23 protein-coding genes are annotated in these 25,149 nt (G+C 69.4%); 11 read left to right on the top strand and 12 right to left on the bottom strand.

Annotated features, from left to right (window positions below; genetic code table 11):
- Nucleotides 1–4: 4 nt before the first annotated feature.
- Nucleotides 5–232: a 4Fe-4S dicluster domain-containing protein gene (locus tag AC1MEY_RS28600; protein WP_003928504.1), complete on the bottom strand. Its 228-nt coding sequence runs from the start codon at nt 230–232 to the stop codon at nt 5–7.
- A 1-nt stretch (nt 233) separates the two neighbouring features.
- Entirely contained in the window at nt 234–986 is a 753-nt protein-coding gene (locus AC1MEY_RS28595; RefSeq protein WP_480228692.1) for a GntR family transcriptional regulator, read from the bottom strand.
- A 732-nt stretch (nt 987–1,718) separates the two neighbouring features.
- Here AC1MEY_RS28595 and AC1MEY_RS28590 point away from each other — a divergent pair.
- Both AC1MEY_RS28590 and AC1MEY_RS28585 read left to right on the top strand, forming a co-directional pair.
- Nucleotides 1,719–3,353 (top strand): fatty acyl-AMP ligase, encoded by a 1,635-nt coding sequence (locus AC1MEY_RS28590; RefSeq protein ID WP_480228691.1) that lies wholly within the window; start codon nt 1,719–1,721, stop codon nt 3,351–3,353.
- A 78-nt stretch (nt 3,354–3,431) separates the two neighbouring features.
- Nucleotides 3,432–4,259 carry a GAF and ANTAR domain-containing protein gene (locus AC1MEY_RS28585; RefSeq protein ID WP_480228690.1) on the top strand — a complete coding sequence of 276 codons (828 nt, stop codon included), beginning with the start codon at nt 3,432–3,434 and terminating at the stop codon, nt 4,257–4,259.
- Between the two features lie 54 nt (nt 4,260–4,313).
- Here the strand turns inward: AC1MEY_RS28585 and AC1MEY_RS28580 are convergent, their stop codons facing one another.
- On the bottom strand, nt 4,314–6,374 hold the full coding sequence (locus AC1MEY_RS28580; RefSeq protein WP_480228689.1) for a YVTN family beta-propeller repeat protein: 2,061 nt from the start codon (nt 6,372–6,374) through the stop codon (nt 4,314–4,316).
- 330 nt (nt 6,375–6,704) lie between these two features.
- On the opposite strand from AC1MEY_RS28580, the gene AC1MEY_RS28575 reads away from it, so the two are divergent.
- Complete coding sequence (locus tag AC1MEY_RS28575) at nt 6,705–7,622, top strand: NYN domain-containing protein (RefSeq protein ID WP_480228688.1); 918 nt, start codon at nt 6,705–6,707, stop codon at nt 7,620–7,622.
- 70 nt (nt 7,623–7,692) lie between these two features.
- Nucleotides 7,693–8,781 (top strand): HNH endonuclease, encoded by a 1,089-nt coding sequence (locus tag AC1MEY_RS28570; protein WP_480228687.1) that lies wholly within the window; start codon nt 7,693–7,695, stop codon nt 8,779–8,781.
- A gap of 160 nt (nt 8,782–8,941) precedes the next feature.
- On the opposite strand, the gene AC1MEY_RS28565 is transcribed toward AC1MEY_RS28570, so the two are convergent.
- Complete coding sequence (locus tag AC1MEY_RS28565; RefSeq protein WP_480228686.1) at nt 8,942–9,361, bottom strand: very short patch repair endonuclease; 420 nt, start codon at nt 9,359–9,361, stop codon at nt 8,942–8,944.
- A gap of 63 nt (nt 9,362–9,424) precedes the next feature.
- Here AC1MEY_RS28565 and AC1MEY_RS28560 point away from each other — a divergent pair, with 63 nt between their 5' ends.
- Nucleotides 9,425–10,702, top strand: coding sequence for a DNA cytosine methyltransferase (locus AC1MEY_RS28560; protein ID WP_480228685.1), 1,278 nt, complete (start codon nt 9,425–9,427; stop codon nt 10,700–10,702).
- Nucleotides 10,690–11,826 carry a DNA cytosine methyltransferase gene (locus AC1MEY_RS28555; RefSeq protein WP_480228684.1) on the top strand — a complete coding sequence of 379 codons (1,137 nt, stop codon included), beginning with the start codon at nt 10,690–10,692 and terminating at the stop codon, nt 11,824–11,826. The genes AC1MEY_RS28560 and AC1MEY_RS28555 overlap by 13 nt, the downstream gene beginning before the upstream one ends.
- Here AC1MEY_RS28555 and AC1MEY_RS28550 read toward each other — a convergent pair whose 3' ends face one another.
- The 3 genes from AC1MEY_RS28550 to AC1MEY_RS28540 all read right to left on the bottom strand — a co-directional run bounded on the left by AC1MEY_RS28550 (nt 11,827) and on the right by AC1MEY_RS28540 (nt 13,389).
- A complete protein-coding gene (locus AC1MEY_RS28550) occupies nt 11,827–12,015 on the bottom strand; it encodes a hypothetical protein (protein ID WP_480231712.1) in 189 nt (62 codons plus the stop codon).
- Between the two features lie 5 nt (nt 12,016–12,020).
- Nucleotides 12,021–12,185: a DUF6307 family protein gene (locus AC1MEY_RS28545; protein WP_480228683.1), complete on the bottom strand. Its 165-nt coding sequence runs from the start codon at nt 12,183–12,185 to the stop codon at nt 12,021–12,023.
- Nucleotides 12,186–12,267: 82 nt separating this feature from the next.
- On the bottom strand, nt 12,268–13,389 hold the full coding sequence (locus AC1MEY_RS28540; protein WP_480228682.1) for a glycosyltransferase: 1,122 nt from the start codon (nt 13,387–13,389) through the stop codon (nt 12,268–12,270).
- 271 nt (nt 13,390–13,660) lie between these two features.
- Here AC1MEY_RS28540 and AC1MEY_RS28535 point away from each other — a divergent pair, with 271 nt between their 5' ends.
- The 5 genes from AC1MEY_RS28535 to AC1MEY_RS28515 all read left to right on the top strand — a co-directional run bounded on the left by AC1MEY_RS28535 (nt 13,661) and on the right by AC1MEY_RS28515 (nt 18,410).
- Complete coding sequence (locus AC1MEY_RS28535; RefSeq protein WP_480228681.1) at nt 13,661–14,575, top strand: quinone oxidoreductase family protein; 915 nt, start codon at nt 13,661–13,663, stop codon at nt 14,573–14,575.
- Between the two features lie 23 nt (nt 14,576–14,598).
- A complete protein-coding gene (locus AC1MEY_RS28530; RefSeq protein WP_480231711.1) occupies nt 14,599–16,029 on the top strand; it encodes an aldehyde dehydrogenase family protein in 1,431 nt (476 codons plus the stop codon).
- A gap of 86 nt (nt 16,030–16,115) precedes the next feature.
- Nucleotides 16,116–16,250 carry a hypothetical protein gene (locus AC1MEY_RS28525; RefSeq protein ID WP_480228680.1) on the top strand — a complete coding sequence of 45 codons (135 nt, stop codon included), beginning with the start codon at nt 16,116–16,118 and terminating at the stop codon, nt 16,248–16,250.
- Nucleotides 16,251–16,503: 253 nt separating this feature from the next.
- Nucleotides 16,504–17,439 carry a cyclopropane mycolic acid synthase family methyltransferase gene (locus AC1MEY_RS28520; protein WP_480228679.1) on the top strand — a complete coding sequence of 312 codons (936 nt, stop codon included), beginning with the start codon at nt 16,504–16,506 and terminating at the stop codon, nt 17,437–17,439.
- Nucleotides 17,440–17,513: 74 nt separating this feature from the next.
- Entirely contained in the window at nt 17,514–18,410 is an 897-nt protein-coding gene (locus AC1MEY_RS28515) for a cyclopropane mycolic acid synthase family methyltransferase (protein WP_480228678.1), read from the top strand.
- 3 nt (nt 18,411–18,413) lie between these two features.
- On the opposite strand, the gene AC1MEY_RS28510 is transcribed toward AC1MEY_RS28515, so the two are convergent.
- The 5 genes from AC1MEY_RS28510 to AC1MEY_RS28490 form a co-directional block, all read right to left on the bottom strand.
- Nucleotides 18,414–19,943 carry an esterase/lipase family protein gene (locus AC1MEY_RS28510; RefSeq protein WP_480228677.1) on the bottom strand — a complete coding sequence of 510 codons (1,530 nt, stop codon included), beginning with the start codon at nt 19,941–19,943 and terminating at the stop codon, nt 18,414–18,416.
- 264 nt (nt 19,944–20,207) lie between these two features.
- On the bottom strand, nt 20,208–21,314 hold the full coding sequence (locus tag AC1MEY_RS28505; RefSeq protein WP_480231710.1) for a fatty acid desaturase family protein: 1,107 nt from the start codon (nt 21,312–21,314) through the stop codon (nt 20,208–20,210).
- A 134-nt stretch (nt 21,315–21,448) separates the two neighbouring features.
- Entirely contained in the window at nt 21,449–22,927 is a 1,479-nt protein-coding gene (locus AC1MEY_RS28500; RefSeq protein ID WP_480228676.1) for a glycoside hydrolase family 130 protein, read from the bottom strand.
- Nucleotides 22,924–23,934, bottom strand: a complete 1,011-nt coding sequence (locus AC1MEY_RS28495; RefSeq protein ID WP_480228675.1) for a glycosyltransferase — start codon at nt 23,932–23,934, stop codon at nt 22,924–22,926. The genes AC1MEY_RS28500 and AC1MEY_RS28495 overlap by 4 nt, the downstream gene beginning before the upstream one ends.
- The gene (locus AC1MEY_RS28490; RefSeq protein WP_480228674.1) at nt 23,931–25,082 is read right to left on the bottom strand and encodes a glycosyltransferase; all 1,152 of its coding nucleotides are present in this window, start codon (nt 25,080–25,082) and stop codon (nt 23,931–23,933) included. Before AC1MEY_RS28490 ends, AC1MEY_RS28495 begins: the two co-directional genes overlap by 4 nt.
- Nucleotides 25,083–25,149 lie beyond the last annotated feature (67 nt).

Here is a 25,149-nt window from a genome sequence, read left to right as displayed (position 1 = left end):
TCCTTCAGCGGATGAGGTAGGGCATGTTGACGGTGACGGCGCCGGTGGGGCAGCGCGCTGCGCAGGGTCCGCAGTACCAACACTCGTCGACGTGCATGAAGGCCTTGCCGTTCTCCGGGTTGATCGCCAGCGAGTCCAGCGGGCAGATCTCGACGCAGAGGGTGCAGCCCTCGATGCAGAGCGACTCGTCGATGGTGACGGGCACGTCGACCCGCTGGTTGACCTGGGCCATGTCATTCTCCTCTGACTAGGTTGCCACGCAACGTGATTCGGTCGCCGCGCATGCGGATGTACTCGAGGTCGACCGGTCGGCCGTCGTCGAGGTGGGTGAGGCGTTCGAGCAGCAGGAGCGACGCGGTGTCGGGCACCTGCAGGAGGGCCGCCGAGTGCGGCTCGGCGGGGACGGCCTCGACGGCGAGGCCGGCGTTGCCGAGACGGCGGCCGGTGACGTGTTCGATGAGCGCGAAGACGTCGTTGGTCTCGAGGTCGTGCTCGATGACCTGGGCGCCGATGTCGCGCGCGAGGTAGGTCATGTCGAGGCTCAGCGGCAGGTCGCCGAGGTAGCGCAGCCGCTCGATGAAGACGACGGGTTCGCCGGGGCTCAGGCTCAGCTTGCTCGCGACGCTCGGCGGGGCGGACACCGTCATGGTGGCGCGGACCTCGTTGCGGATTTCGCCGTAGCCCTTGAACGTCTCCTTGAGACCGGTGAGGGCGTCGAGTCCGTGGTCGTACTTGCGGATGGCGACGCGGGTCCCGGTCCGCGGGCCGCGGTCGATCAGCCCCTCGTCCTTGAGGGTGGCGAGTGCCTCGCGGACGGTGTTGCGGGAGACGAAGTACTCGTCGGCCAGATCCTGCTCCGACGGCAGCCCGCCGGTGTACCCGCCGGCGTGGATCTGATGGCGCAGGACGTCGGCGACGAGACGCGCCTGGTCCGCGCGGGGTCGGCGGATGGGCGTGGGTTCGTCCGACGGGTCGAGCTGGGCCATGGTCACCTCCTGAGGGCTGTCGGTGGCGTGACTGACCTGGTCAGGACGGTATCGGTCGCTTTTGGCGCTGCCTGTCACGCCGGCGAGGCGTCGGCTGCGGTGGGGGCGATTGCGCCGGTCGCCGGTGCCGACGACCTGCTGTTCGAGCGGCCGTCGGCGCCATTGCGCCACCCGCCCCTGGTGGCGCCCGTTTCGAATCCCGCTGATCGAAATGCGCCGCCCGTCCCCGCCCCCTCACCTCCTCCGGCACTCCTCCGGCGAGCGTGCGTGTCTGCGGGCGACACGCCGGGCCCAGACCCGACTTCACGCACGCTCACGGCCTGAGCGCGTGATCGCGAGGGCAATCTGGGCATTACCGGGCGCCGGCGCGTCAACGAATGATGACGCGCCGGGGAGCGACACCACCGGTCTGCGCCGCCAACGTCGCAGGTCATGGCGACGCCACAGCAAAGTCGCGGCGCCGATCTCCAAACGACACTGAACCGTGTCCACGTCGTGCACCGCCGTTTGGCGGGTCCGCGCCCCAGGGCGCGGTACCGTCATAGCCGGTTGACAACACAGCCACCCGGACCCGTCACGGCGGCGACGTCATACGTCCCTGCCGAGAGCACTGCTCACGGACTTGGCCGACCTTCGTACGGTTGTGCCTGAATGACGGAGTCCCTTGGCTACCAGATTTGTGACGTACGCGTCGCCAAGCAACGCCCCCTACTCGGCAGTGGAGGTCGTCTCGTGAGCCGCTTCACCGACACCATGTTCGCCAACGCCCTGTCCAGCCGTCGCGGCATGGTGACGGGCGAGCCCGACGCTCCCGTGCGGCACACCTGGGCCGAGGTCCACGAGCGCGCGCGCAGGATCGCCGGCGGGCTCGCGAAGGCCGGCGTCGGCCACGGTGACGCAGTCGCCGTCCTCGCGGGTGCACCGGTCGAGATCGCACCGACCGCACAGGGCATCTGGATGCGCGGCGCGTCGCTGACGATGCTGCACCAGCCCACCCCCCGCACCAACCTCGAGCGCTGGGCCGAAGAGACCACTGCCGTCATCGGCATGATCCGCGCCTCGGCCGTCGTCGTCTCCGATCCGTTCATGCCCGCAGCGCCGCTGCTGGAGCAGCTCGGCCTCAACGTCGTGACCATCGCCGACCTGCTGGCCGCCGATCCGATCGACCCCATCGAGACCGACGAAGACGACATCGCGCTCCTGCAACTGACCTCCGGGTCGACGGGTTCGCCGAAGGCCGTGCAGATCACGCACCGCAACGTCGTGAGCAACGCCGAGGCGATGTTCATCGGCGCGGACTTCGACTCCGAGACCGACGTGATCGTCAGCTGGCTGCCGTGCTTCCACGACATGGGCCTCACCGGCTACCTGACCGTGCCGATGTACTTCGGCGCCGAGCTGGTCAAGGTCACGCCGATGGACTTCCTGCGCGACACGCTGCTGTGGGCCAGGCTGATCGACAAGTACAAGGGCACCATGACGGCCGCCCCTAACTTCGCGTACAACCTGTTCGCCAAGCGACTGCGCCGCCAGGCCACGCCCGGCCAGTTCGACCTGTCGAGCCTGCGGTGGGCGCTGTCGGGTTCCGAGCAGGTCGAACCCGCCGACGTCGAAGACCTGATCGAGGCGGGCGCACCGTTCGGATTGCGACCCGAGGCGATCGTGCCCGCGTACGGCATGGCGGAAACGACTGTGGGCGTGGCGTTCTCGGAGTCGGGCGGCGGCATGGTCGTCGACGAGGTGGACGCCGATCTGCTGTCGGCGCTGCGCCGCGCCATCCCAGCCACCCGCGGCAACACCCGTCGCCTGGTGTCGCTGGGCCGGGTGCTCAAGGGTCTCGAGATCCGCGTCGTCGGCGACGACGGCCGCGTCCTCCCGCAGCGCGCCGTCGGCGTGCTGCAGGTCCGCGGCGAGCCGGTGACCGCCGGATACACCACCGTCGCGGGTTTCGTTGCGGCACAGGATCAGCAGGGCTGGTACGACACCGGCGACCTCGGCTACCTCACCGAGACCGATCAGGTCGTGGTGTGTGGTCGCGTCAAGGACGTCATCATCATGGCGGGCCGCAACGTCTACCCCACCGACATCGAGCGGGCCGCGGCGCGGGTCGACGGTGTTCGTGCAGGTTGCGCCGTCGCGGTGCGCCTCGACGCCGGCCAGTCGCGCGAGAGCTTCGCGGTCGCGGTCGAGTCGAAGGACTACGAGAACCCGGTCGAGGTGCGGCGGATCGAGAAGGCCGTCGCGCACGAGGTGGTCGCCGAGGTCGACGTCCGGCCGCGCAACGTCGTCGTCCTCGAACCCGGCATGATCCCCAAGACGCCGTCGGGCAAGCTGCGCCGCGCGCACGCCGTGCCGCTGGTGTCCTGATCGGCGCCTTACGCAACAGCCTCTTCGCCACGTGGTGCGCCGAGTAAGTTGGGGCGCGCGTGCACGTGTAGGAGGACCATGGCCGAGTTCGATGCACAGCCGGGCCGTGACGCGCCGCCGGCGTGCGACGTCTCGGCCGAGCAGGCGCACGCCGACGAGGTCGACCTCCAGCACGGGCTGAGCAGCCTCGCGCGGGTCGTGGCCGACGCGCGCAGCGTCGAGGACCTGCTGTCCGACGTGGCGGCGTTCGCGGTCACGGCCATTCCCGGCGTCGACGGTGCGGGGGTGACGCTCGTCGAGTTCGTGAGCGGGTCGCCGCGCGCCCACGCGTGGGCGGCCACGCCTGCATTCGTGCGCGAGATCGAGATCCTGCAGTACAACAAGCTGCAGGAGGGGCCGTGCGTCACCTGCATGCAGACGCGTCGGCCCGCGGTCAGCGGCTCGATCGGTAGCGATGACCGATGGCCGCGGCTGCGTGGGTCGGTCGCCAGGATGGGCGTGCACTCGGTGCTCGCGCTGCCGATGATCGTCGGCGACCGCGTGATCGGTGCCATCAACTCCTACGCCCGCGAGCGTGACGTGTTCGCCGAGCACGCCGTCGGCGTGGGCGAGCAGTTCGCCGCGCCCGCGGCCGTGTCGATCTACAACGCACAGCTGCTCGCGACGGCCCGCGAGGGCACCGAGCGGATGCGCCGCGCGCTGGAGAGCCGGACCGTCATCGACCAGGCGATCGGCATCGTCCGCAGCCGGTCGGGCATCAGCACCGACGACGCGTTTGCGCGGCTGACGAAGATGAGCCAGGCCGAGAACGTGAAGCTGCACGTCATCGCCGAGCGGTTGGTCGACGAGGCCGTCCGGAAGGCGCAGTTGCGTCAGGGTGTGGACGCGCCCGACGAGCGGGACTGATCCGGACACGACGATGGCCCCCGCAGACGTCCGCGGAGGCCACCGTCTGACCGACTAGATCGTGCGGACCACGTCGCCGACCGCCGAACCGACCTGCACGGGCGGCTGGATGCCGAGTGCCGCCAGGATGGTCCAGATCGTGTCCGTCGCAACCCGAGTGATGATCGCGTTGACGGTCTGGATCACTGCCGTTGCCGCACCGACGAACGACTGCACGAGGGTGTTGACCGTCTGGGTCAGCGTGTTGGCGATCGCCGCGATCTGGCCGCCGACCACCTGGGCGAAGCTGTTGATGGCGTCGACGAACGGGTTGCCCGTCGAACCGCCGCCCGGATTGGTGGTGCCGCCGCCGGTGAGGTTCGTGTCGATCACCGAGACGGTGGCCGCCTGAAAGTTCACGACGTACGCCCGCTTGCCGTCCGGGGTGAACGTGACGTACCCCGTCCCCGAATCGGGTCCGCCCAGCGTCACCGTCGTAGCGACGGTGTTGGTGGCGGTGTCGATGATCGACAGGTAGCCGTCGTCGTAGTGACTGACGTAGAGCTGACTGCCGCCGGGCACCAGGTTGAGGCTGCCCGGGGCCGAGCCGACGGGGATGGTGGCGATCACGGTGTTGGTCGCCGTATCGATCACCGAGATGGTGCCCGCGTCGAAGTTGCCGACGTAGAGACGTGCTCCGTCGGCACTGAACGCGAGGCCCGACGGGCCTTCGCCGACCGTGATGGTGGTGATGGTCTGCAGCGTCGTCGTGTCGACCACTCGCACGGTGCCATCTTCGAAGTTGCCGAGGTAGAGGCGGCGACCGTCGGGGCTTGCGATCATGCCGACCGATTCCGCGTCGGTGACCGAGATGGTCCCGACGACCAGATTGGTGGCCGTGTCGACGACGGAGATCGTGTTGGGCCCCTCGTTGGCGACGTAGAGGCGCGTTCCGTCCGGGCTGATCTCGGTGTAGAACGGGTTGGCCCCCACGGTGATCGTGCCGCTCACCTGGTTGGTCGCGGTGTCGATCACCGTGACCGTGTTGGCGTCGTAGTTGGTGACGTAGATGCGGGCACCGTCGGGTCGGACGGTGATCGAGCCTGCGTCAGGCGCCAGCGGGACGGTGGCGACCACGGTGTTGGTGGCGGTGTCGATCACCGCGAGCGAGTTGGTTCCCTCGTTTCCGTAGTCGATGACGTAGACACGGGTGCCGTCCGGCCGGATCACCGCGTTGCCGGGGAAGTCACCGACCGGGATGCTCTGCACCACTTGGTTCGTCGCGACGTCGAGGACGTCGACCGCGCCCGTGTCCAGGTTGGCGATGTACGCGTAGCGACCGTCCGGGCGCATCAGGAACGACCCCGTGCTGATCGGAATGGTCGCGACGACGGTTGGTTGGGCGACCGCCGCCGCGGCGAGTGCCGCCGGTGCCGCGGCTCGCAGCGACGTTCCCGGTGTCGTGTCTGTCGCGGGTGCGACGAGCGGTGCCGGCAGGGCAGGCGATTCCGGCTCGGTTTGGTCTGCGGGCGGCGTCTGATCCGCGGGCTTCATCTGGTCTGCGGGCAGCGACGACGACGCAGGCGTGACCTCGACCGCGGATGTCGACGGCGCACCGCCGTCGGACGTCACCTGCGCGGACGCCGACGTGGCGTCCGCGTCATCCGCCGTGGTCATGGCAGTGGTCTTCGCGACCGCGTCCTTGGCCGCGTCGTCGTCAGCTCCGCGCGACTCGTCCCTGCCGGACGTGTTTCCCCCGCTCGAGGACACGGTCGTCTTGGGCGACTCGTGCCGGGTGGTGTTGCCTGACGAATCCGAGTCCTTGCTGTCTTCGGCCTTCTGACCGGCAGGTGTCGCAGAGGGCCCGTCGGCCGACGGTCCACTGTTCGGCGACGCGTTGCTCGACGCGGCACTGCTCGACGAGGACGAACTGTCGCCGGACGAGGCGCTTCCTCCGGTGTCGTCGGCGTGGGCGACCCCCGTTCCGGTGGCCAGCGCGGCGCCGACACCGAGGGTGATCGCTCCCGCGCCCAACCATGCGTAGGCGCCCGAACTGCGCGGCGCAGCGTGGTGCCGACCGGATTTCTTTGCGGCTTTGCGCTTCGCCTGAATGACGGCGCGATGACGTGCTGACATTTTCTCCCCCTAGTGCATGGCAACTCCCCCGAGTGCCATCAGATAAGTACCACAGACGGCTGATCTCCGTCGGTAGGAATGGTGAACTTCGCTCACACGAATTTCTGTGATGTGCACTCGAGCCGGGAAGAGAGAGGCGACAGTCGTTTTGGGGCGGATCGGTTGCATCCCGCTCAGTACGACTCGGACTCCTGTCAATCGAATTCGATCCTCCGGCGACCATTCAGCCGTGTTCACTGGTTAACACGGCTGCGGTGAAACCGGACGATAGCCATGTCGACAATCTCCATGGGTTCGTCAACCACACATGCGATGGACCAGACTGACCCCATGACGGAATCCGGTGCCACCCGCGTCGCGGTCTATCTCGACTTCGACAACATCGTGATCTCGCGGTACGACCAGGTGAACGGCCGCAGCTCCTTCATGAAGGACAAGTCGAAGGCGAAGGGCCTCGATCCGGAGCGGCTGGAGCGCGCGACCGTCGACGTCGGCGCGATCATCGACTTCGCCTCGTCGTTCGGCACGCTGGTGCTGACTCGTGCCTACGCCGACTGGTCGGCAGGCGTGAACGCCGACTACCGCGGCCAGCTGGTCGGCCGCGCCGTCGACCTCGTCCAGCTCTTCCCGGCCGCCGCATACGGCAAGAACGGCGCCGACATCCGGCTGGCGGTCGACGCCGTCGAGGACATGTTCCGGCTGCCCGACCTGACGCACGTCGTGATCGTCGCGGGCGACTCGGACTACATCGCACTGGCGCAGCGCTGCAAGCGTCTCGGCCGCTACGTGGTCGGTATCGGGGTGGCCGGCTCGTCGAGCAAGTCGCTCGCCGCGGCGTGCGACGACTTCGTCATCTACGACGCGCTGCCCGGCGTTCCCGTGTTCGAGCCGGAGCCAGTGGCCACGGAAGATGAGTCGGACGAGCCCGACGAACCGGAGGAGAAGGCGCCGCGCAAGCGGGTCGCCCGGCGCAGCAGCAAGGCCGCCGGCCCGCCCAAGGAGCCCGAGCAGCCGGACCCGCAGACCGCCGCCACCAACCTGCTGCAGCGCGCGCTGCAGATCGGTCTGGAGAAGGACGACGCCGACTGGCTGCACAACTCCGCGGTCAAGGCGCAGATGAAGCGGATGGACCCGTCGTTCAGTGAGAAGTCCCTGGGCTTCCGGTCGTTCAGCGACTTCTTGCGCTCGCGAACCGATGTCGTCGAGCTGGACGAGAGTTCGACGACGCGGCTGGTGCGGCTGAAGTAGGCGTCGCGGGTGCCCGCCTCTGAGCGACAACTCGCGACAATCGAGGCGCCGACGTCGGCATAATCGACGGGTGGCTGACGCGTCGCTCGACCCGTTGCTCCTGGGTCAACGCATCGTCGCCATCCTGGAGACCGGTCAACGCACCGCCACCTACAAGCTGGCCCTCCTGCTGGCGCTGATCGAACACTGCATCGAGAACCTGCCCGCACGCGTCGACGACACGCTCTCGGTTCCGATCCCGGATCTCGCCCATCGGGTACTGGCGACCTACTGGCGACAGGTCCGCACGTTCGACGGCCAGGACCTCGTCCAGGTCCGCGGCAGTACGGGTCGCATCACCGAGGCCGCGAAGTCGTTGCGCGCAGCCGCAGGCGCCGGACAGACCGGTCTGTCGTTGGAGGTGGCGATGCTTCGCGCGCCCGCCGCGTACGAGCAGGCCATCGAGAAGATCACCATCGCACTGGCGAAGCAGCCACTGCCGCGGTTGCAGAAACTCCCGGGCTCCCCGACGAGCGACCCGTTCCTGTACGACGACTCGTTCCTCGGCGAGGACGTGACGCGTAGGCGTCTGCACGCGCATGGCGATGCCATCACTCTGAACAAAGGCGTGGCCCATGGCCTCGCGCGGTTGGCCGGCCTGCTCAAGCCCGCACTCGAGATCATGTGGGTCGACGACGTGCGGAGGATGAACAGGTTCCTCGACGAACGCGTCCCGGATGTCGCGGGCCACCTGTTCGGGCGCGAGCGCACGGGACTCGCCGCAGTCCGCGGACCGCTGAAGGAGGCCTTCGGAGCCCGCTGCTTCTACTGCACTGCAACGCTTCCCGACGACAATCCCGTCGACCACGTGCTGCCCTGGTCGCTGGTCGGCATCGACGGTCTGGCCAACCTGGTTCTGGCCTGCACGAGATGCAATGGCGACAAGAGTGGCGCGCTGCCGGCGATCGAACTGGTCGATCGCACGCTCGAGCGGGATCTGCAGGTGCTCGATCAGATCGCCGCCGAGATCCAGTGGCCGACACAGCGGGAACGCGTCGTCGCGGCGGCCCGGGGGCTCTACCGGGGCCAGCCGACGGGTGTCCCGACGTGGGCCGGATTCAAGCGCAGCATCCGGCTGGACGTCAGCTTCCCGCCGGTCTGGCTCCACCCGCCGTCATGACTCCCTCGGGACGTCCCCGTCGAAAGCGGACTGGTACCTAGCCTCGGGCACGGCACCGCCGCGGTCCACTCACGACGGCGCCGCTACCGATTGTCGCGACTTGTCGCTCAGAGGCGGGCACTCGAACAACCCTCGCCGAACGGCGCACCGCAGACGCCGCCTACCGAGCCCTCCCCCGCACCACATCGCGCACCCGCTGCGCGGCCTCCGAGGCGTCCTCGTGCTCCCACACCCGCACGCTCACCCAACCCGCCTCGGCGAGCCGCTCGTCGGTGTTGCGGTCGCGGGCCCGGTTGCCCTCGACCTTGTCCCGCCAGAACTTTGCGTTGGCCGCCGCGACGGTGTGGTGTTCGGGGCAGCCGTGCCAGAAGCACCCGTCGAGGAAGACGGCGACCTTAGCCCGCGGGAACACCAGGTCGGCGGTGCGGCGCAGTCCGGCCAGCGGTTTCGCCGACACCCGGTACCGCAGACCCAGCCGGTGCACCGCCGACCGCAGCGCCAGCTCCGGCTTGGTGTCGCGGCTCTTGTTCGACTGCATCCGCGCTCGCGCCTCCGGCGACGACGCCCACGACTCGGCCATACCCCCAGCGTACGAACGGCGCGCCGCACCACCGGCGACTGCATGCGAAATAGGATCGCGGGGATGCCCGAGACCGCGCACCTCGTCACCGACCGTCGGCCCGACGCCGCCGTCGGACTCGAGCGCTTCCGGACGCGCAACGGCGCCTTCGAGCGGATCCTGACGCTCGGCGACGGCCGCACGGTCACCAGCGCGCTCGCCGCGGCCCCCGACGAACACACCGGCCCCGCGTCGGCCGACGACGCCGAACGCGCCTGGCTGCGCAGCACGACGGCGCCGGCCGCCACCGGTACGCGCCGGCCCGTCCGCACCATCGACCTGTTCGCCGGCTGCGGCGGCCTGTCCATCGGCCTCGCCGAGGCGGCCCGCGCCCTCAACCGACCCTTCCGGCCGCTGCTGGCCGTCGACCTCGACGCGACCGCCACCGCCACCTACGCGGCCAACTTCCCCACCGCCGCCGCGCTGCGCACCGACGTCGAAGACCTGCTGCCCGGCGCCGTCGGCAGCGCGCTCACCCCCGCCGAGCGCCTGCTGGCCAGGCAGCACCGCGACGTCGACGTCCTCGTTGGCGGCCCACCGTGCCAGGGGCACAGCGACTTCAACAACCGCACCCGCCACATCGACGACAAGAACGAGCTGTACCGCACCATGGTTCGCGCCGCCGAGGTGTTCACCCCCGAGCACGTTCTGATCGAAAACGTCCCCGGCGCCGTCAACGACCGCCGTGCCGTCGTCCAGCGCACCGCCGACGCCCTCACCGCCCTCGGCTACGACGTCGGCACCGGCGTGGTGAACCTCAGCGAGATCGGCGTCCCGCAGACCCGCCGCCGCCTAATCCTCATGGCCAGTCGCACCCGATCGGTCACCCCCGCCGAGGTGGTCGAACGTCACCGCCGCCACACACGCACCGTCGCGTGGGCCTTCCAGGACCTCGAGAACGCCGACGGCACAGGCCTGATCGACGCAGCCGCCCAGTCCGCCGCCGATACCCGCCGCCGCATCGACCACCTCTTCGACCACGACCGGTTCGACCTTCCCGACGAGGAGCGACCCGCCTGCCACGCCGGCGGCGGCCACAGCTACAAGTCGATCTACGGCCGTCTCGCCTGGGACCGGCCGGCCCAGACCGTCACGACCGGCTTCTACAGCATGTGCATGGGCCGCAACGTCCACCCGAGCCTCCGCCGCACCATCACCGCCCACGAAGCCGCACGGCTGCAGTACATTCCGGACTGGTTCAGCTTCGACGGCGTGCACCGCCGCACCGCACTGGCCCGCATGATCGGCAACGCGGTCCCGTCGCGGCTGAGCTACGCCGTCGCGCTGGAATGGCTGCGGTGACGCTCACCGTCGCCGGCTTGTTCGCGGGCATCGGCGGACTCGAACTCGGCATGACCGCCGGTGGCCACCACGCCGCGCTGCTGGTCGAGAACAACCCCGCCGCCGCGCACGTGCTGCGCCGCCGGTTCCCCGATACCGAGCTAAAGGCGGACGTGCGCGAAGTCCGGGAACTCCCCCGCGGCACCGACCTGATCGTCGCGGGCTTCCCCTGCCAGGACCTCAGCAGCGTCGGCCGCAAGGCCGGAATCGATGGCGCCCGAAGCAGTCTCGTCGGCGAAGCGCTGCGCCTGGCGGAACGTGCCGACGTCCCCTGGCTGGTGCTGGAGAACGTGCCCTTCCTGATGTCGCTCAACCGCGGTGCGGCGCTGCGGATGGTGACGGAGTCACTGACCGGGCTGGGCTACCGGTGGGCGTACCGCGTCGTCGACACCAACGCCTTCGGCCTGCCGCAGCGGCGCAACCGGTGGTACCTGGTGGCCAGCCGCGACGGCGATCCCCGCGACGTGCTGCTGGCCGACGACGCCGACAAGCCCGAGCAGCCGGCCACCTATCCCGACGTGGCGTGCGGCTTCTACTGGACCGAGGGCATGCGCTCGTTCGGCTGGGCCGTCGACGCGGTGCCGCCGATCAAGTGCGGGTCGTCGGTAGGCGTCGCGTCGCCACCGGCCATCCGCCTGCCGTCGGGCGAGTACGTGACGCCCGACATCCGGGATGCCGAACGGCTGCAAGGGTTTCCGAGCGACTGGACCGCACCGGCCGACGAGGTCGCGAAGAGCGGTGAACGCTGGCGGATGGTCGGCAACTCGGTCAGCGTGCCGGTCGCGACGTGGATCGGCGAGCGGCTGCGCGAGCCCGGTGACTATCAGGCAGACGACCAACCGTGGGCCGCCGACAGGTGGCCGCGCCGGGCGGCATGGGCGAATCTCGACGGTGTCGTCCACTCGGCCGACGTGGGACCGTGGCCGCAGTGGCAGCCCCGGCTGCCGTTGCAGGACTTCCTGCAGCACCCCGGCAAGCCGCTGTCGGCCCGCGCCGCAGCGGGATTCATTCGACGAACACACAAGGGCACGTTGCGGTTTCCGCCCGGGTTCGTCGACGAACTCACGTCCTACAGCACGCGCTGATCAGCGCCAGGTGAAGCGTTTCTTCCAGGTCCGTTCGTCACCCTCGACGTCGGCCCAGGAGCCTGCCGCGTAGCGGAGGTGTTCTTTGACGCCGGTGCGGATCACTTCGAGTGAGCCGTCGGCCAGCTTGTGGAAGCTGTCGCCGTAGCGGAGGTACTCGTTGGTTCCGCCGCCAGGCAGCGTCACCATGACGGTCAACGCATCTTCTCGGGTATCGAATCGAGGGCGTGCAAGACGTGGACGGCGATCTCGCGCGCATCGTCGTCGCTGATCTTGGAGGACTTCTCCTGGATGACGGCCTTGACGAGTTCGACCCGTCGTCCGTAGGGGGTCTTGAGGAGCACTGCTGACGAGGTCATCGGAATCCTTAGGTCGAGCATGTCTGCTCGATCCCGAGCTACCCGATTCCTCCACAGTACGCTAACTCTCGTTGGCGCAGCATCACATTCGCGCGCGCTGCTCGCGCATCAGCAGGTGTGCCAGCGCCTGGTACTTCTCGGCGACCACCGACCACGTCATCGTCGGCGCCAGCCGACGGCCCTCGGCCGCCATTTCGCCCGAAAGCCTTGGGTCGGTGAGGATCCGGCGCAGCGCGTTCTCCATCTCGTCGGGGTCGTCGTGGCTGACGACGATGCCCGCACCGCTGCCGAGCAGATCCACCGCGTGCGGGAAGGCCGTCGCGACGACGGGCCTGCCGCTCGCCACCGCCTGCACCAGCACGCCGGAGGTCACCTGCTCGGAGTCGTCGTACGGCAGCACGACCGCTGCGCAGGACTGGACGAGCGCAGCCAGGGTGCCGCGGCCGCGGTAGTCGGGTTCGAACGAGACCGACCCGGTCAACCCGTCGCGCCGGACGTGGTCGAGGCAGGCCTCGCGGTAGACGTCGCCGTCGTCGGCGAGGGTGCGCGGATGGGTCCGGCCGGTGACGAGGTAGCGGGGCTGCCCCCGCATCGCGCTGAGCGCACCCATGGCGTGGATGACCCGTTCGACGCCCTTGCCGGGCCGCAGCAGACCCCAGGTCAGAAGCGTGGGCCTGCCGCCGCGCTTCAACCCGGCGGCCGCGGTGAGCGTGACGCCGTGCGCGATGGTCGCCACCCGGCCACGCCAGACGTCGTAGTGGGCGTGCAACCGCTCGCCCACGGAGTCGGAGACCACGACGACGCGGTCGGCCATCTGCAGGACGGCCTCGAACACCGCGCGCTGGTGCGGTGACGGCAGCCGCGGGACGGCATGGGCGACCACGATCATGGGGACGGTGACGGCGCGCATGACCTCGAGCAGGTCGTCGCCGTCCTCACCGCCGTAGATGCCGACGTCGTGGTGGATGATCGCGACGTCCTGCTGGTTGAGCCGATGCGCGCACGCGGCCACGGACTCCCGTGAGCCACTGACCAGTTCGCCGACCACGCGGCCGTCGCTGCACTCGTTCCCGTCGGCCACCCGCACGATGCTCACGGGCGATCCGGACTCACCCAGCGCGTGGCACAGCGACGCGCTGAAGCTCGCGACGCCGCAGAGCGTCGGCGAGAAGGTGCTGAGCACCCCGACGCTCGGTGGCGTCATCCCCCGGGGCGCAACGGCGACGTGGGTGGGTACGTGATCAACGGAAATAGTCGACAAAGGGTGGTCCTGACGCGCGATGTCGCGGGGTGCCCGGCTCGAGCGGTTGCTCACGAATATCAGCGCTGAACTGCGGATTCATCCCGGACTGGTCAGTTTCCCAACAACTCGACACTACCCCACGCCGATCATCGCGACCGAGTCGTTTCACAGGTCCGCCCCCGGGTAGCCGACCGGACGCACGCCTGAACACACGCTCACGGGAGAGGACGAGATGCGCGCAGCAGTGCTCGAGAAGGTCGGCGAGGCCCCCACGGTGATGGACTTCGACGAGCCCGACGGCGACGTCGTCGAGGTGCGGCTCGCCGGCTGCAACCCCGTCGACCTCGCGCTCGCGTCGGGCCAGCTCGGCGAGCCCGATGTGCCCAAGGTGGTGGGCAAGGAGGGCATCGGCGTCACCGCCGACGGTGCTCGCGTGTACTTCGACTCCCCACCCGCGCCGTTCGGGTCCTGGGCCACCCGTACCCGCGTCGACCCGACCAAGACCTACCCGGTGCCCGACGGCCTCGACGACGATCTGGCCGTCGCCTGCGGCATCGCCGGCCTCGCCGCGTGGCTACCGCTGACCAGGCACGCCGAGGTCACGTCCGACTCGACGGTGCTGGTGCTCGGCGCGACGGGCGTGGTCGGCAAGATCGCCGTGCAGGCCGCGAAGATCCTCGGTGCCGGTCGCATCGTGGGCGCGGGCCGCAACGCCGACGAGCTGGTCAAGGCCCGCGACCTCGGCGCCGACACGACGGTCCAGCTCGGGGGCGACGACGACGCCGGGGCGCTGCAGTCCGAGGCGGGCGACGGCTACGACATCGTGATCGACCTGGTCTACGGAGATCCCTTCCTCGCCGCACTCGACGCGTCCGCGGTGGGCGCCACGCTGATCACCGTCGGGCAGGGCGCGGGCGGCGGACCCGAAATCCCCTTCCGGGCGCTGGCGGGCCGCACCCACGTCGGCCACATGAACGACCTGATGCCGCCCGACGAGGTGCGCGCGGCGTATGCGGAGCTGACCGGGCTGGCCGTCCGCGGCCGCATCCAGGTCGAGACCACCCGCTACCTGCTCGACGAGGCGGAGAAGGCCTGGCAGGCCCAGGCCGACGGACCGCACGTCAAGATCGGGGTGGCGACGTCGTGAGCGCCTACCCCGACTTCGACACCATGCCGATCGGCACGACGTGGCGCGCCGGTGCCGCGGGCAAGACCCGTGAGTCGACCGACCCGTACAGCGGCGACACGCTCGCCGAGATTCCGCAGGCCGACGAGGACGACCTGAACGAGGCCTACGAGGCGGCCGTTGCGGCGCAATCGGATTGGGCCGACGCGCCGCCTGCGGAGCGGGCGGGCGTGATGCGCGCGGCGGCCGACGTGATGGGCCGGCGCAAGGACGAGATCGTGCACTGGCTGGTGCACGAGACCGGCGGCACGATCGCCAAGGCCGAGCTGGAGTGGGGCCTGGTGCGGTCGGTCATGTGGGAGGCGGCGTCGATGCCGCACCACGTCGAGGGCCGCATCATGCCGAGCGACATCCCCGGCAAGGAGAGCCGCGTGTACCGCGAGCCGGTCGGCGTGGTCGCCGTCATCTCGCCGTGGAACTTCCCCATGCAGCTGTCGAACCGGTCGGTGGCGCCGGCGCTGGCCGTCGGCAACGCCGTCGTGCTCAAGCCGGCAGGCGACACGCCCGTCACCGGCGGCCTGCTGCTGGCCCGCATCTTCGAGGAGGCGGGCCTGCCGCCGGGGTTGCTGTCGGTGGTCGTCGGGTCGGGCTCCGACATCGGCGACGCGATCGTCGAGCACCCGGTCCCCCGCGTCGTCTCGTTCACCGGGTCGACGCCGGTGGGCAAGGGCATCGCCGAGAAGGCGGGGCTCAAGCGGCTGGCGCTCGAACTCGGCGGCAACGGCCCGCTGGTCGTGCTGGACGACGCCGATCTGCAGCTGGCGGTCGACGCCGCGGTGTACGGGTCGTACTTCCACCAGGGCCAGATCTGCATGATCGCCAACCGGATCGTCGTCGACGCCAGCGTCCACGACGAGTTCACGTCGCGCTTCGTCGACCGGGTCAAGGCCCTGACGGTCGGCGACCCGAGCGATCCGGCGACGCAGCTCGGCCCGGTGATCAACTCGTCGCAGCTCGAGGGCATCCAGGACAAGCTGTCGCGTGCGCGGGAGGCCGGCGCAAAGCAGCTGCTCGGCGGCGACCCGTTCGGCCCGGCCGGGCTCTGCCTGCCGCCGCACGTGCTGACCGCGGGCAACGACGTCGCGACCGCCCGCGAGGAGGTGTTCGGCCCGGTCATGACGGTGATCAGGGCCGACGACGAGGAGGACGCGCTGCGCATCGCGAACGACACCGAGTACGGATTGTCGTCGGCGGTGTTCAGCCGCGACGTCGACCGGGCCGTGCAGTTCGGGCGGCGGATCCAGGCCGGGATGACCCACGTCAATGACTCACCGGTCAACGACGACGCGAACACCGCGTTCGGCGGGGAGAAGGGCTCCGGCGTCGGCAGGTTCGGCGGTCAGTGGGCGATCGACGAGTTCACCACCGATCACTGGGTGTCGGTGCAGCACGTGCCGCGCGACTACGCGATCTGACGCGCGGCCGGGCGGTCCAGCGTCGACGTCCGCGTACAGTCCGGATCATCGGGACCATTCAGGGTCCCGGAATCCAGAGGCCAGTGATGACTGACAAGTCCCCGCGCCAAGGCATGACGAAGAAGTCCGGCAAGTCTCTGAAGGAGAAGCGCGCCGACAAGCGCTCGAAGGGTGACACCACGGCCACCTCCGACGTGGACGCGCTCCGCAAGAAGCGCTGATTTCGCCGAAATATTGACGGGCGCGTGCCGTCGTTGCCGCTCGCGGCGGCGATTGCGCCTGCCTGCCATTGTTGTGCTGCTTGCCATTTGCTCGTGCCGCACGCGAATCGGCGTCGGCAAATTTTGGGGCCGCGACCTGCGGAGGGTCGTCCGCGATGGGCCGCAGACGGATGTAGGCTCGGATCGCCTGATCGGTGAAGCAATGGCTGGCTGGCACACGACCATGAATGCTCGATGGCCAACAAGGTGGATGATGACCTCTTCAAACGACACGCAGGATTTCACGCCGAAGGCAGAGTCCGCGTGGCTCTCCAAGTCGGCGTCGCAGACTCGCGGATCGGACAAGAAGGAAGTCCAGTTCCACTACGACATCAGCAATGAGTTCTTCAAGCTGTGGCAGGACCCGAACCAGGTCTACAGCTGCGCGTACTTCGAGAAGGACGACTACAACCTCGAGCAAGCGCAGATGGCGAAGATCGACCTGTCGCTCGGCAAGCTCGGCCTCGAGCCCGGCATGACGCTGCTCGACATCGGCTGCGGCTGGGGCGCCACGATCAACCGCGCCGTCGAGAAGTACGACGTCAACGTCATCGGCCTCACGCTCTCGGAGAACCAGAAGCGCCACATCGAGGAGCACTGGCTCGCCAACTACAAGGGTGACCGCACGATGGACGTCCGCCTGCAGCCGTGGGAGGACTACGACGGCAAGGTCGACCGCATCGTCTCGATCGGCGCCTTCGAGCACTTCGGCTTCAACAAGTACGACGACTACTTCAAGAAGACCTACGACTGGCTGCCCGCCGACGGCACGCAGATGCTGCACACGATCACCATCCCCGAGGACACGGAGATCAAGGCCAAGGGCCTGCCGCTGACCATGTCGAAGGTCCGCTTCATCAAGTTCATCATGGACGAGATCTACCCCGGCGGCCGTCTGCCGCTGGCCTCGATGGTCACCGACCACGCGGTCAAGGCCGGCTACACGGTCACCCAGGAACAGCACCTGCAGCCGCACTACGTGAAGACGCTCGACACGTGGGCCGCGAACCTCGAGGCGAAGCAGGCCGAGGCCATCGAGATCACCAACGAGGAGATCTACGAGCGCTTCCTGAAGTACCTGAAGGGCTGCGCCGACCTGTTCCGCGAGGGCTACACCGACGTCGTCCAGTTCACCCTGCAGAAGGCATGACCCGCGTCTCGACGCACCAGCAGCACCAGCACATCAACTAAATGGTCCGCAACACGGATGGAGGGCGGTCGGGGATGGCCAAGCCCAATCTGAAGACAGCCAACGGCTCCGACTCGATGGAGCCGCACTTCGAAGAGGTGCAGGCGCACTACGACCTGTCGGATGACTTCTTCGGCACGTTCCAGGACCCGACGCGGACGTACAGCTGTGCGTACTTCGAGCGGGACGACATGACGCTCGAAGAGGCGCAGATCGCGAAGATCGACCTCGCGCTCGGCAAGCTGAACCTGCAGCCGGGCCAGACGCTGCTCGACGTCGGCTGCGGTTGGGGTTCGGTGATGCAGCGGGCGGTCGAGAAGTACGACGTCAACGTCATCGGCCTGACGCTGAGCAAGAACCAGTGCAAGTACGCCCAGGAGCTGCTCGACGGGCTGGACACCACCCGGTCGCGGCGCGTGCTGCTGCGCGGGTGGGAGCAGTTCGACGAGCCCGTCGACGCGATCATCAGCCTCGAGGCGATCGAGGCGTTCCCGCAGGAGCGCTACGCCCCGTTCTTCAAGGCGTGCGGCAGCTACCTGCCGGACGGTGGCCGCATGGTCATCCAGGCGATCCTCGGGCATCCGCTGAAGCGCTGGCCGGAGATGGGCATCCCGATCGTGATGTCGGATCTGAAGTTCATGCGGTTCATCGCCAAGGAGATCTTTCCCGGCGGCTCGGTGCCGTGCGACGACGACATCATCAACCTGTCGGCCGAAGCGGGCTTCTCGCTCGAGCGCAACCACCTGCTCGACGAGCACTACGTCCGCACGCTCGACATGTGGGCCGAGGCGCTCGAGGCCGCCCACGACGAAGCGGTCGCCGCGACGTCGCAGGAGGTCTACGACCGGTACATGAAGTACCTCGTCGGCTGCAGCGACTTCTTCAAGCGCGGCATCAGCCAACTGGGGCAGTTCACCCTCGTCAAGGGCTGAGCCTCACGCGGCCAGCGGCGCCAGCAGCGGATTCGCTGCCGGGTTTTGCGACAGCGCGTCCAGCACGGTCGACCACACCGCGGGGTTGACGAGCACGCTCAGGTGGCCGCCCAGGAACCCCGGGTTCTGTTCCTGCAGCACGACATTGGTGACGTTCGGCCCGTCCAGGAACTGGCGCGGATACGGCGTCAGGACCTCGTCGTACGTGCTGACGATCGTCGTGTAGAGCACGCCCGGCTGGGTGTCCCCCTTGCCGTAGACGAGCTGCTGGAACGGCGACGTGATGCTCTGCTGCTCGAGCGCCGGCAGCGTGGCACCCAGCAGCCCCGTGAGCAGCGGCCCGAGGATCGGCAGCGCCAGCGCGTAGGCGAGCTGGTTGACGTCGGTGCCGTGGTTGCTCGGCGCGATGCCGATCAGCTGCGAGACGTTGCCGGCGCCGCCCATGACGTTCATGTAGTACGCGGGCAGGATGCCGCCGCCCTGCGAGTGGCCGACCAAAATCACCTTCTCGGCCTCGGTTTCTCTGAGGACCGCGTCGATCTGGTCGGACAGCTCCTGGGCCGACTTTGCGATGTCGCCGACGCCGCCGATCGGGAAGCCCGACGCGCCGTAGCCGAACGTGTAGACCTTGTAGCCGGCGTTGGCCAGCACCGGCGCGCCGACGCTCCAGTTGAAGCCCGACGTCTCCGTGGTCCCGTTGATCAGGATGACCGGCAGCGGGCGGGCCGGGGTGACGGTGATCGTCGGGTCGTTGGCGCCGGCGGGAATGGCGTTCGGGTTGAGCCAGGCGAGTGGGTCGAAGACGCCGTAGTTCACCGGAAACGGGCCAGCACTTGGCGTCCTCGGGGGTGCGCCGGTGAGCTGCCTGCTGACGTCGGCGGCGAAGTTCGCGATCGTCAATGCGGTGTAATGCGGTCCGCCGCCGAAGAAGCCCGGCGGCAGCGTGTAGGCCACCTGCATGGCGAGGTTGCTGACGAACGACGCGCTGAGCGCCGCGACGTCGACGCCCAGGCCGGTGAGCTGACGGACGAACTGCTGAAGGTCGGGTGCCTGCGGTGCCGGGGTGACGAGGCTGGTTTTGGTCTCGGCGGCCGTCGTGATCGTCGTGGGCGTTTCGGCTTGCGTCGCAACGGTTTCGAGGGTGGCCTTCTTCTTGGGCTGCTCCGTCTTGGGCTCGTCGCGGACCGCGGTGGTCGTGTCATCGTCCTTGCGGATCGTGACGGTCCGCGTGACGACCGACGTGGACGGGCTGCTGATGGTTACCGATGCGTGCGGGGTCGCGTCATCCGACTTCGGTGGCGTGGCGTCCGGCGTCGTCGGCTCGGTCTCGGTCTTGGTCTCGGGCTCCGGCCCGGCTTCGGTCTCGGTTTTGCTGGGCTCGGCCGCGGTGTTGGGTTCCGACGACGCGCTCGACTCGCTCGCCTTGTCCGACGAGGGCGCTCCTTCGTCGGCCTGGGCGACCCCGGCACCGAAGATCAGCGCGGCGGCCGCGCTGCCCAGCAGGATTCCGACGTATCCGACGGGACGACTCACCCGAACCTCTTCATTCAGCCTCGCCGACGCACCGCATCGGCCTCTGGGCGAATGATGACACGGGCGCCGCGGCCGACGGCGCGACTTCGGCAGATGGGCTGGGCCGGCCCGCCGGAAGCATGGACCGATGTGCCCGCCTCGTAGCGACAACTCGCGACAATCCGCGGCGGTGCCGTGTGTCAGCAGTCCGGTTGTCGCGACTTGTCGCTCGGAGGTGGGCAGTCCGACACGCGTCTCCCCCGGCCGGCGGCACAGCCCCCAGCGCTAGACGCCCAAACGCTCGCGGAGCCGCCGGATCGGCCGGAAGTCGTCGGGCACGGCGAGCCGGTGGATGGTGCGCAGCGTCGAGAAGTACTGTCGCGGCAGCGAAGCCGTCGAGTAGGGCAGGCCGTACTCCTCGCACAGCGCCCGCACCCGCACGCTGATCTCGTGGTGCCGATTGCTCGGCAGCTCGGGGAACAGGTGGTGCTCGATCTGGTAGCAGAGGCCGCCGGTGGAGAACGCCATCGCGCGGCCGGCGGTGAAGTTGGCGGCGCCGAGCATCTGGCGGAGGTACCACTCGCCGCGGGTCTCGTCCTCCAGCACGGCCTCGTCGAACTTGTGGGCGCCGTCGGGGAAGTGCCCGCAGAGGATGACGACGTTGGTCCACACGTTGCGCAGCAGGTTGGCGGTGACGTTGGCGCCCAGCGTGCGGCGCCACCGTCGTCCGCTGAGCGCGGGCACCAGCACGTAGTCCTTGCCGGTCTGCCGGGCGATCTTGCGGATGAACACCCAGCGCTCTTCGGACTTGGCCTCGGGGCTGTCGACGCGGTCGCGTTCGGAGTAGAAGTCGTGCAGCCCGATGCCCCACTCGAAGACGGCCGCCAGCAACAGGTTTCGCAGCGGCTGGATGAGGTGCTGGCGCTCCCAGGGCTGGTCGCGGGTGACGCGCATGACGCCGAAGCCGAGGTCGTCGTCGACTCCGACGATGTTGCTGTTCATGTGGTGGCGGTAGTTGTGCGAGTAGCGCCACTGCGCCGACGAGCCCACCATGTCCCACTCCCACGTGCTGGAGTGGATCTCGGGGTCGTTCATCCAGTCCCACTGGCCGTGGCCGATGTTGTGGCCCAGCTCCATGTTCTCGACGGACTTGGCATAGGCCAGGCCGAGGGTGCCGGCCCACCAGCCGCCGCGGGAGCGGGTGCGGGCGATGACGACGCGGGCGGCCACGTCGAGGATGCGCTGGAAGGCGATGGCGCGACGGATGTAGGTCGCATCAGAGGCGCCGAGGGACTTCTCGACGTCGCGGCGGATCAGGTCGAGGTCGAACGCGAGGCGCTCGACGTCCTCGTCGCTGAGGTGGGCGTATTCGGCGATGTCGGCGATGGCCATGGCGTCCTCGGTCGTCGAGCGGGCGGCGTTCTCCACCCAGCGGCCGAGGCGTGCCGGTCACGGGGGTCCGGATGACAGCGCGACGGCGTTGACGCCAGCCTACGGTCGGCCGGGATGGGCGGCAACGCTCCTGGTCAGGCGGTGAGTTCGGCCAGCAGGTCGGGCAGCGGGACGGTGGCCAGGCCGATGGCGCCGTCGGCGATCCCGTAGGGGATGACGAGGGTGTCGGCGTGGACGAGGGCACCGCAGGAGTAGACGACGTTGGGCACGTAGCCGTCCTGCTCGTCGGGCGCCGGGCTCAGCAGCGGGTGCCGCAGGCGGCCGAGCACCGTCGTCGGGTCGTCGAGGTCGAGCAGAATCGCCCCGATGCTGTAGGTCCGCATGGGCCCGACGCCGTGGGTGAGCACCAGCCAGCCGGCGTCGGTCTCGATGGGTGGGCCGCAGTTCCCGAGCTGCAGCGCCTCCCACGACTCGGTCGGCGTCTGACACGGCGAGGCACTGGGCCACACCGACGGGTGGTCGGCGAACGCGAGCGTGTTGTTCTCGCGGTCCGAGCGCGACATCGCGACGTACCGGCCGCCGACCTTGCGGGGGAACAGCGCGAGGCCCTTGTTGGCCGCAGCGGGCCCGACGAGCGGCCCCGAGGTAAAGGACGCGAAGTCGGTGGTGGCGAGCAGCTGCTGGCTGATCAGCGAGCCGCTGTACGCGGTGTAGGTGGCGTAGTAGGTGACCGTGCCGTCGTCGTCGGTGAAGCGGACGAACCGGGCGTCCTCCATGCCGGCGCCCTCGGCGGACATCGCCGGCCAGAGCACGCGTTCGGAAAGCTCTGTTGCGGTATCGAACTCGACGGCGTAGGACCGGTCGGCGATGCCGCGGATGAGGGCGATGGTCTCCCCGCCCCGGTAGCGGGTGGCCAGGCGCGTGCGCAGCGTCGCGAGCCGCTCGTCGAGTTCGGCGCGGGTGAAGTGCGCACCGAGCGCGTCGAGCACGTAGTCGGCGACCTCGCCCGCGTCGCCCAGCCGGTCGAGTTCGGCGCGGAACACGGCCTTCTCCAGGCGCGCGGGGGTGGCGGGTGTGGTGGCGGCGAACGGGCCGGGGGCGTCGATGCTCGCGTGGCCGGTGTCGTCGACGACGCCGGTGCGGAAGCCGATCGTCGAGCGGTGCCCCTCCCCTATGCCGCGCACGCTCATCACGAAGCGGAGGCTGCCCGCGGCCACGCCGGTCTGGTCGGGGTGGGCGACGACGCTCGGGTTGCACAGCGCCGCGCCCTCGATGGCGTACTCGCTGGTGAACGTGGCGCCGAGCAGCAGCGTCCGCGCGTCGGAGAGCTGCCGGTCGGGGCCGAGGCGGTCGGCGAGTTCGCGGGCGTGCCGGCGGAACGTGCCGTGCAGGTCGCGGTGGCGTCCGTCGAACCGGGTCACGAGATCGCTCAGGGCGGCGTCGACGTCGTCGTCACTGAGCCCGAGGATGCGCTTCAGGACGACACCGGCGCGTGACTCCTGATGCTCGAAGCCCTCCTGACCGGGGACGAAGAGCTGCGTGACGACGCGCGACGGATCGGCCGCGACGCGCTGCGGAAGCCGCGTGGCGAGCCGGGAGTGCACCGACGTCACTGCGGGACGGGGGTGTAGCGGCGGGCCAGCTGCATGGTGGCCATCGCGGCGAGCGTCGACTCGGCGCCCTGGTTCTGGTTGACGCCGTCGACGTGTAGGCCGTCGAAGCCGCCACCGGTCGCCGGGTCCCACATGGGCAGGCCGAGGTCGTTGCTGCCCTCGAACCACGCCTGGGCGGCGCGGACGGTCTCGGGCCACAGCGATCGGGGGTCCGCGTCGGCGGCGCGCGCGCAGGCGGCGGCCAGTGCGGCGATCTCGATGGGCTGCTGGTCGAACCCGGGCCGGGCGTCGTCGGGTCCGCGCCCGCCGACGGGTGTGGGTGACAGGTGTCCGTCGGAGGTCTCGTAGCCGACGAGCCACTCGAGCAGGTCGAGGCCCTGGTCGCGCAGCTCGGGCCGCTCCAGTGCGACGCCCGCGGCGATCATCGCCTCCGCGACAACGGCATTGGCGTAGGTCAGGCGCGGCTCCGGCCACGGCCAGGCCGCGTCGCCGGTGGGCGGGTCGAGCGTGGCGACGTAGTCGGTGAGCAGGGTGAGGGCCGGCTGGTGTCCGGGCTCGACGCTGAGCAGTTCGGCGGCGCCCACCGCGGCGAACGCCATCGCCCGCCGGTGCGGCGAGCGCGTCGCGACGGCGCGGTCGAACTGGATGATGGCGAGCTTGCGGACCATGCTGACGTCGCTGTACGCGGCGGCGGTGCCGAGTGCCCAGAGGCAGCGGCCCCAGTGGTCGTCGGTGGTGGGCTTGTCGGTCCAGTGCCCGCCGACGTCCATGCGGTTGCGGCAGGCCCCGTTGTAGGACTGCGCGTCGTTGAGGAAGCGCAGCGCCTTGCCGGCGAGGCCGTTCATCAGCCCGGTGGTGTCGGGCTCGATGGTGGCGACGACGAGCACGCGGGCCATGTCGTCGACGCAGTAGCCGTGCTCACGGCGCGGCTCGGTGAGCAGCGCGTGCTCGAAGGTGCCCTGGTGGTCGGTGATCTTGAACAGGTGGCCGAACGGCGTGGCCGTCACGCCACTGCCGCTCGCGCCGACAGAAGTCGTTGCGCCAGATCGACGTACGCGGTGGCGACCACCGGCCAGGCCATCGTCGGCGCGAGCTGGCGGGCCTCGTTGGCCATGGTCCCGGAGATGCGCGGATCGGTGAGCAGCTCGTGCAGGACGTGCACCAGTGCCTTCGGATCGTCGTGCGCGACCACGGACCCGGCACCGCCGCTGAGCAGCTCCTGAGCGTGGGGGAAGGCGGTCGCGACGACCGGCCGTCCGCTCGCCAGCGAATCGACGAGGACCCCCGACGTCACCTGGTCCTTGGAGTCGTAGGGCAGGACGACGGCGGCGGCGGTCTGGATGAGCGCGGTGACCGACCGGGGGCTGCGGTAGCGGGCGTCGAACGAGACCGAGTCGGCGACTCCGAGGCGTTCGGCCTGCGCGACGAGGCCCTCGCGGTAGGCCTCGCCCTGGCTGGCGAGGACCTTCGGGTGGGTCTGCCCGGCAATCAGGTACTGCGGGCGGCCGGGCAGGTGCTTGAGCGACACCATCGCCTCGATGACCCGCTCGATGCCCTTGCCCGGGCCGATGAGGCCCCAGGTGAGCAGTGTCGGCCGGCCGGAGCGCTTGAGCGCCGGCGAGGTCGGCAGGGCGGCACCGTGCGGGATGGTGACGACCTTCGTGGGGTCGACGGTGAAGCCGGCGCGCAGCCGTTCGCGGGCGGTGTCGGACATGACGACCACCTGATCGGCGAGGCCGACGACCTCTTCGAGTACCGAACGCTGGTGCGGCGTCGGGTCTTTCAAGATGGTGTGGGCGACGACGATCGCGGGCACGGTCAGACCGCGCATGATCTCGACGACCTCGTCGCCGTCCGCACCGCCGTAGAGGCCGTACTCGTGCTGGATGATCGCGATGTCGTTGCGGTTCAGCAGGGCGGAGCAGGCGGCGACCGACGCGGGCGACCCGTTCTCGAGGTGGCCGACGACGCGGTCATTCTGCGACGGGGGTCCGTCCTCGATCTGCACCACGCCGACCTCGGCGCCGAGTTCGGTGAGGCTCTCGGCGAGCGCGACGCTGAACGTCGCGAGGCCGCACAGCGTCGGCGGGTGGGTGCTGAGGATTCCGAAGGTGGGCGTGCGCGAGAAGCGCGTCCCCGACGCGGAGAACTGCATGGGACGAATGGAGAACGGTGCATTCACGAGGGTCATTCCCGACTGGGCGATTGCCACCGGCGAATCC

Source organism: Mycobacterium sp. PTI7 (assembly GCF_056679845.1).
The sequence above is the reverse complement of the archived record's forward strand: the minus strand, read 5'-3'. Positions and strand labels throughout refer to the sequence as shown.

Excerpts from the sequence above, each read along its gene's own strand:
- AC1MEY_RS28600 (WP_003928504.1), bottom strand. The coding sequence starts at position 232 with ATGGCCCAGGTCAACCAGCGGGTCGACGTGCCCGTCACCATCGACGAG.
- AC1MEY_RS28595 (WP_480228692.1), bottom strand. The coding sequence starts at position 986 with ATGGCCCAGCTCGACCCGTCGGACGAACCCACGCCCATCCGCCGACCC.
- AC1MEY_RS28585 (WP_480228690.1), top strand. The coding sequence starts at position 3,432 with ATGGCCGAGTTCGATGCACAGCCGGGCCGTGACGCGCCGCCGGCGTGC.
- AC1MEY_RS28580 (WP_480228689.1), bottom strand. The coding sequence starts at position 6,374 with ATGTCAGCACGTCATCGCGCCGTCATTCAGGCGAAGCGCAAAGCCGCA.
- AC1MEY_RS28575 (WP_480228688.1), top strand. The coding sequence starts at position 6,705 with ATGACGGAATCCGGTGCCACCCGCGTCGCGGTCTATCTCGACTTCGAC.
- AC1MEY_RS28565 (WP_480228686.1), bottom strand. The coding sequence starts at position 9,361 with ATGGCCGAGTCGTGGGCGTCGTCGCCGGAGGCGCGAGCGCGGATGCAG.
- AC1MEY_RS28560 (WP_480228685.1), top strand. The coding sequence starts at position 9,425 with ATGCCCGAGACCGCGCACCTCGTCACCGACCGTCGGCCCGACGCCGCC.
- AC1MEY_RS28555 (WP_480228684.1), top strand. The coding sequence starts at position 10,690 with ATGGCTGCGGTGACGCTCACCGTCGCCGGCTTGTTCGCGGGCATCGGC.
- AC1MEY_RS28550 (WP_480231712.1), bottom strand. The coding sequence starts at position 12,015 with ATGGTGACGCTGCCTGGCGGCGGAACCAACGAGTACCTCCGCTACGGC.
- AC1MEY_RS28545 (WP_480228683.1), bottom strand. The coding sequence starts at position 12,185 with ATGACCTCGTCAGCAGTGCTCCTCAAGACCCCCTACGGACGACGGGTC.
- AC1MEY_RS28540 (WP_480228682.1), bottom strand. The coding sequence starts at position 13,389 with ATGACGCCACCGAGCGTCGGGGTGCTCAGCACCTTCTCGCCGACGCTC.
- AC1MEY_RS28535 (WP_480228681.1), top strand. The coding sequence starts at position 13,661 with ATGCGCGCAGCAGTGCTCGAGAAGGTCGGCGAGGCCCCCACGGTGATG.
- AC1MEY_RS28530 (WP_480231711.1), top strand. The coding sequence starts at position 14,599 with ATGCCGATCGGCACGACGTGGCGCGCCGGTGCCGCGGGCAAGACCCGT.
- AC1MEY_RS28525 (WP_480228680.1), top strand. The coding sequence starts at position 16,116 with ATGACTGACAAGTCCCCGCGCCAAGGCATGACGAAGAAGTCCGGCAAG.
- AC1MEY_RS28520 (WP_480228679.1), top strand. The coding sequence starts at position 16,504 with ATGACCTCTTCAAACGACACGCAGGATTTCACGCCGAAGGCAGAGTCC.
- AC1MEY_RS28515 (WP_480228678.1), top strand. The coding sequence starts at position 17,514 with ATGGCCAAGCCCAATCTGAAGACAGCCAACGGCTCCGACTCGATGGAG.
- AC1MEY_RS28505 (WP_480231710.1), bottom strand. The coding sequence starts at position 21,314 with ATGGCCATCGCCGACATCGCCGAATACGCCCACCTCAGCGACGAGGAC.
- AC1MEY_RS28490 (WP_480228674.1), bottom strand. The coding sequence starts at position 25,082 with ATGCAGTTCTCCGCGTCGGGGACGCGCTTCTCGCGCACGCCCACCTTC.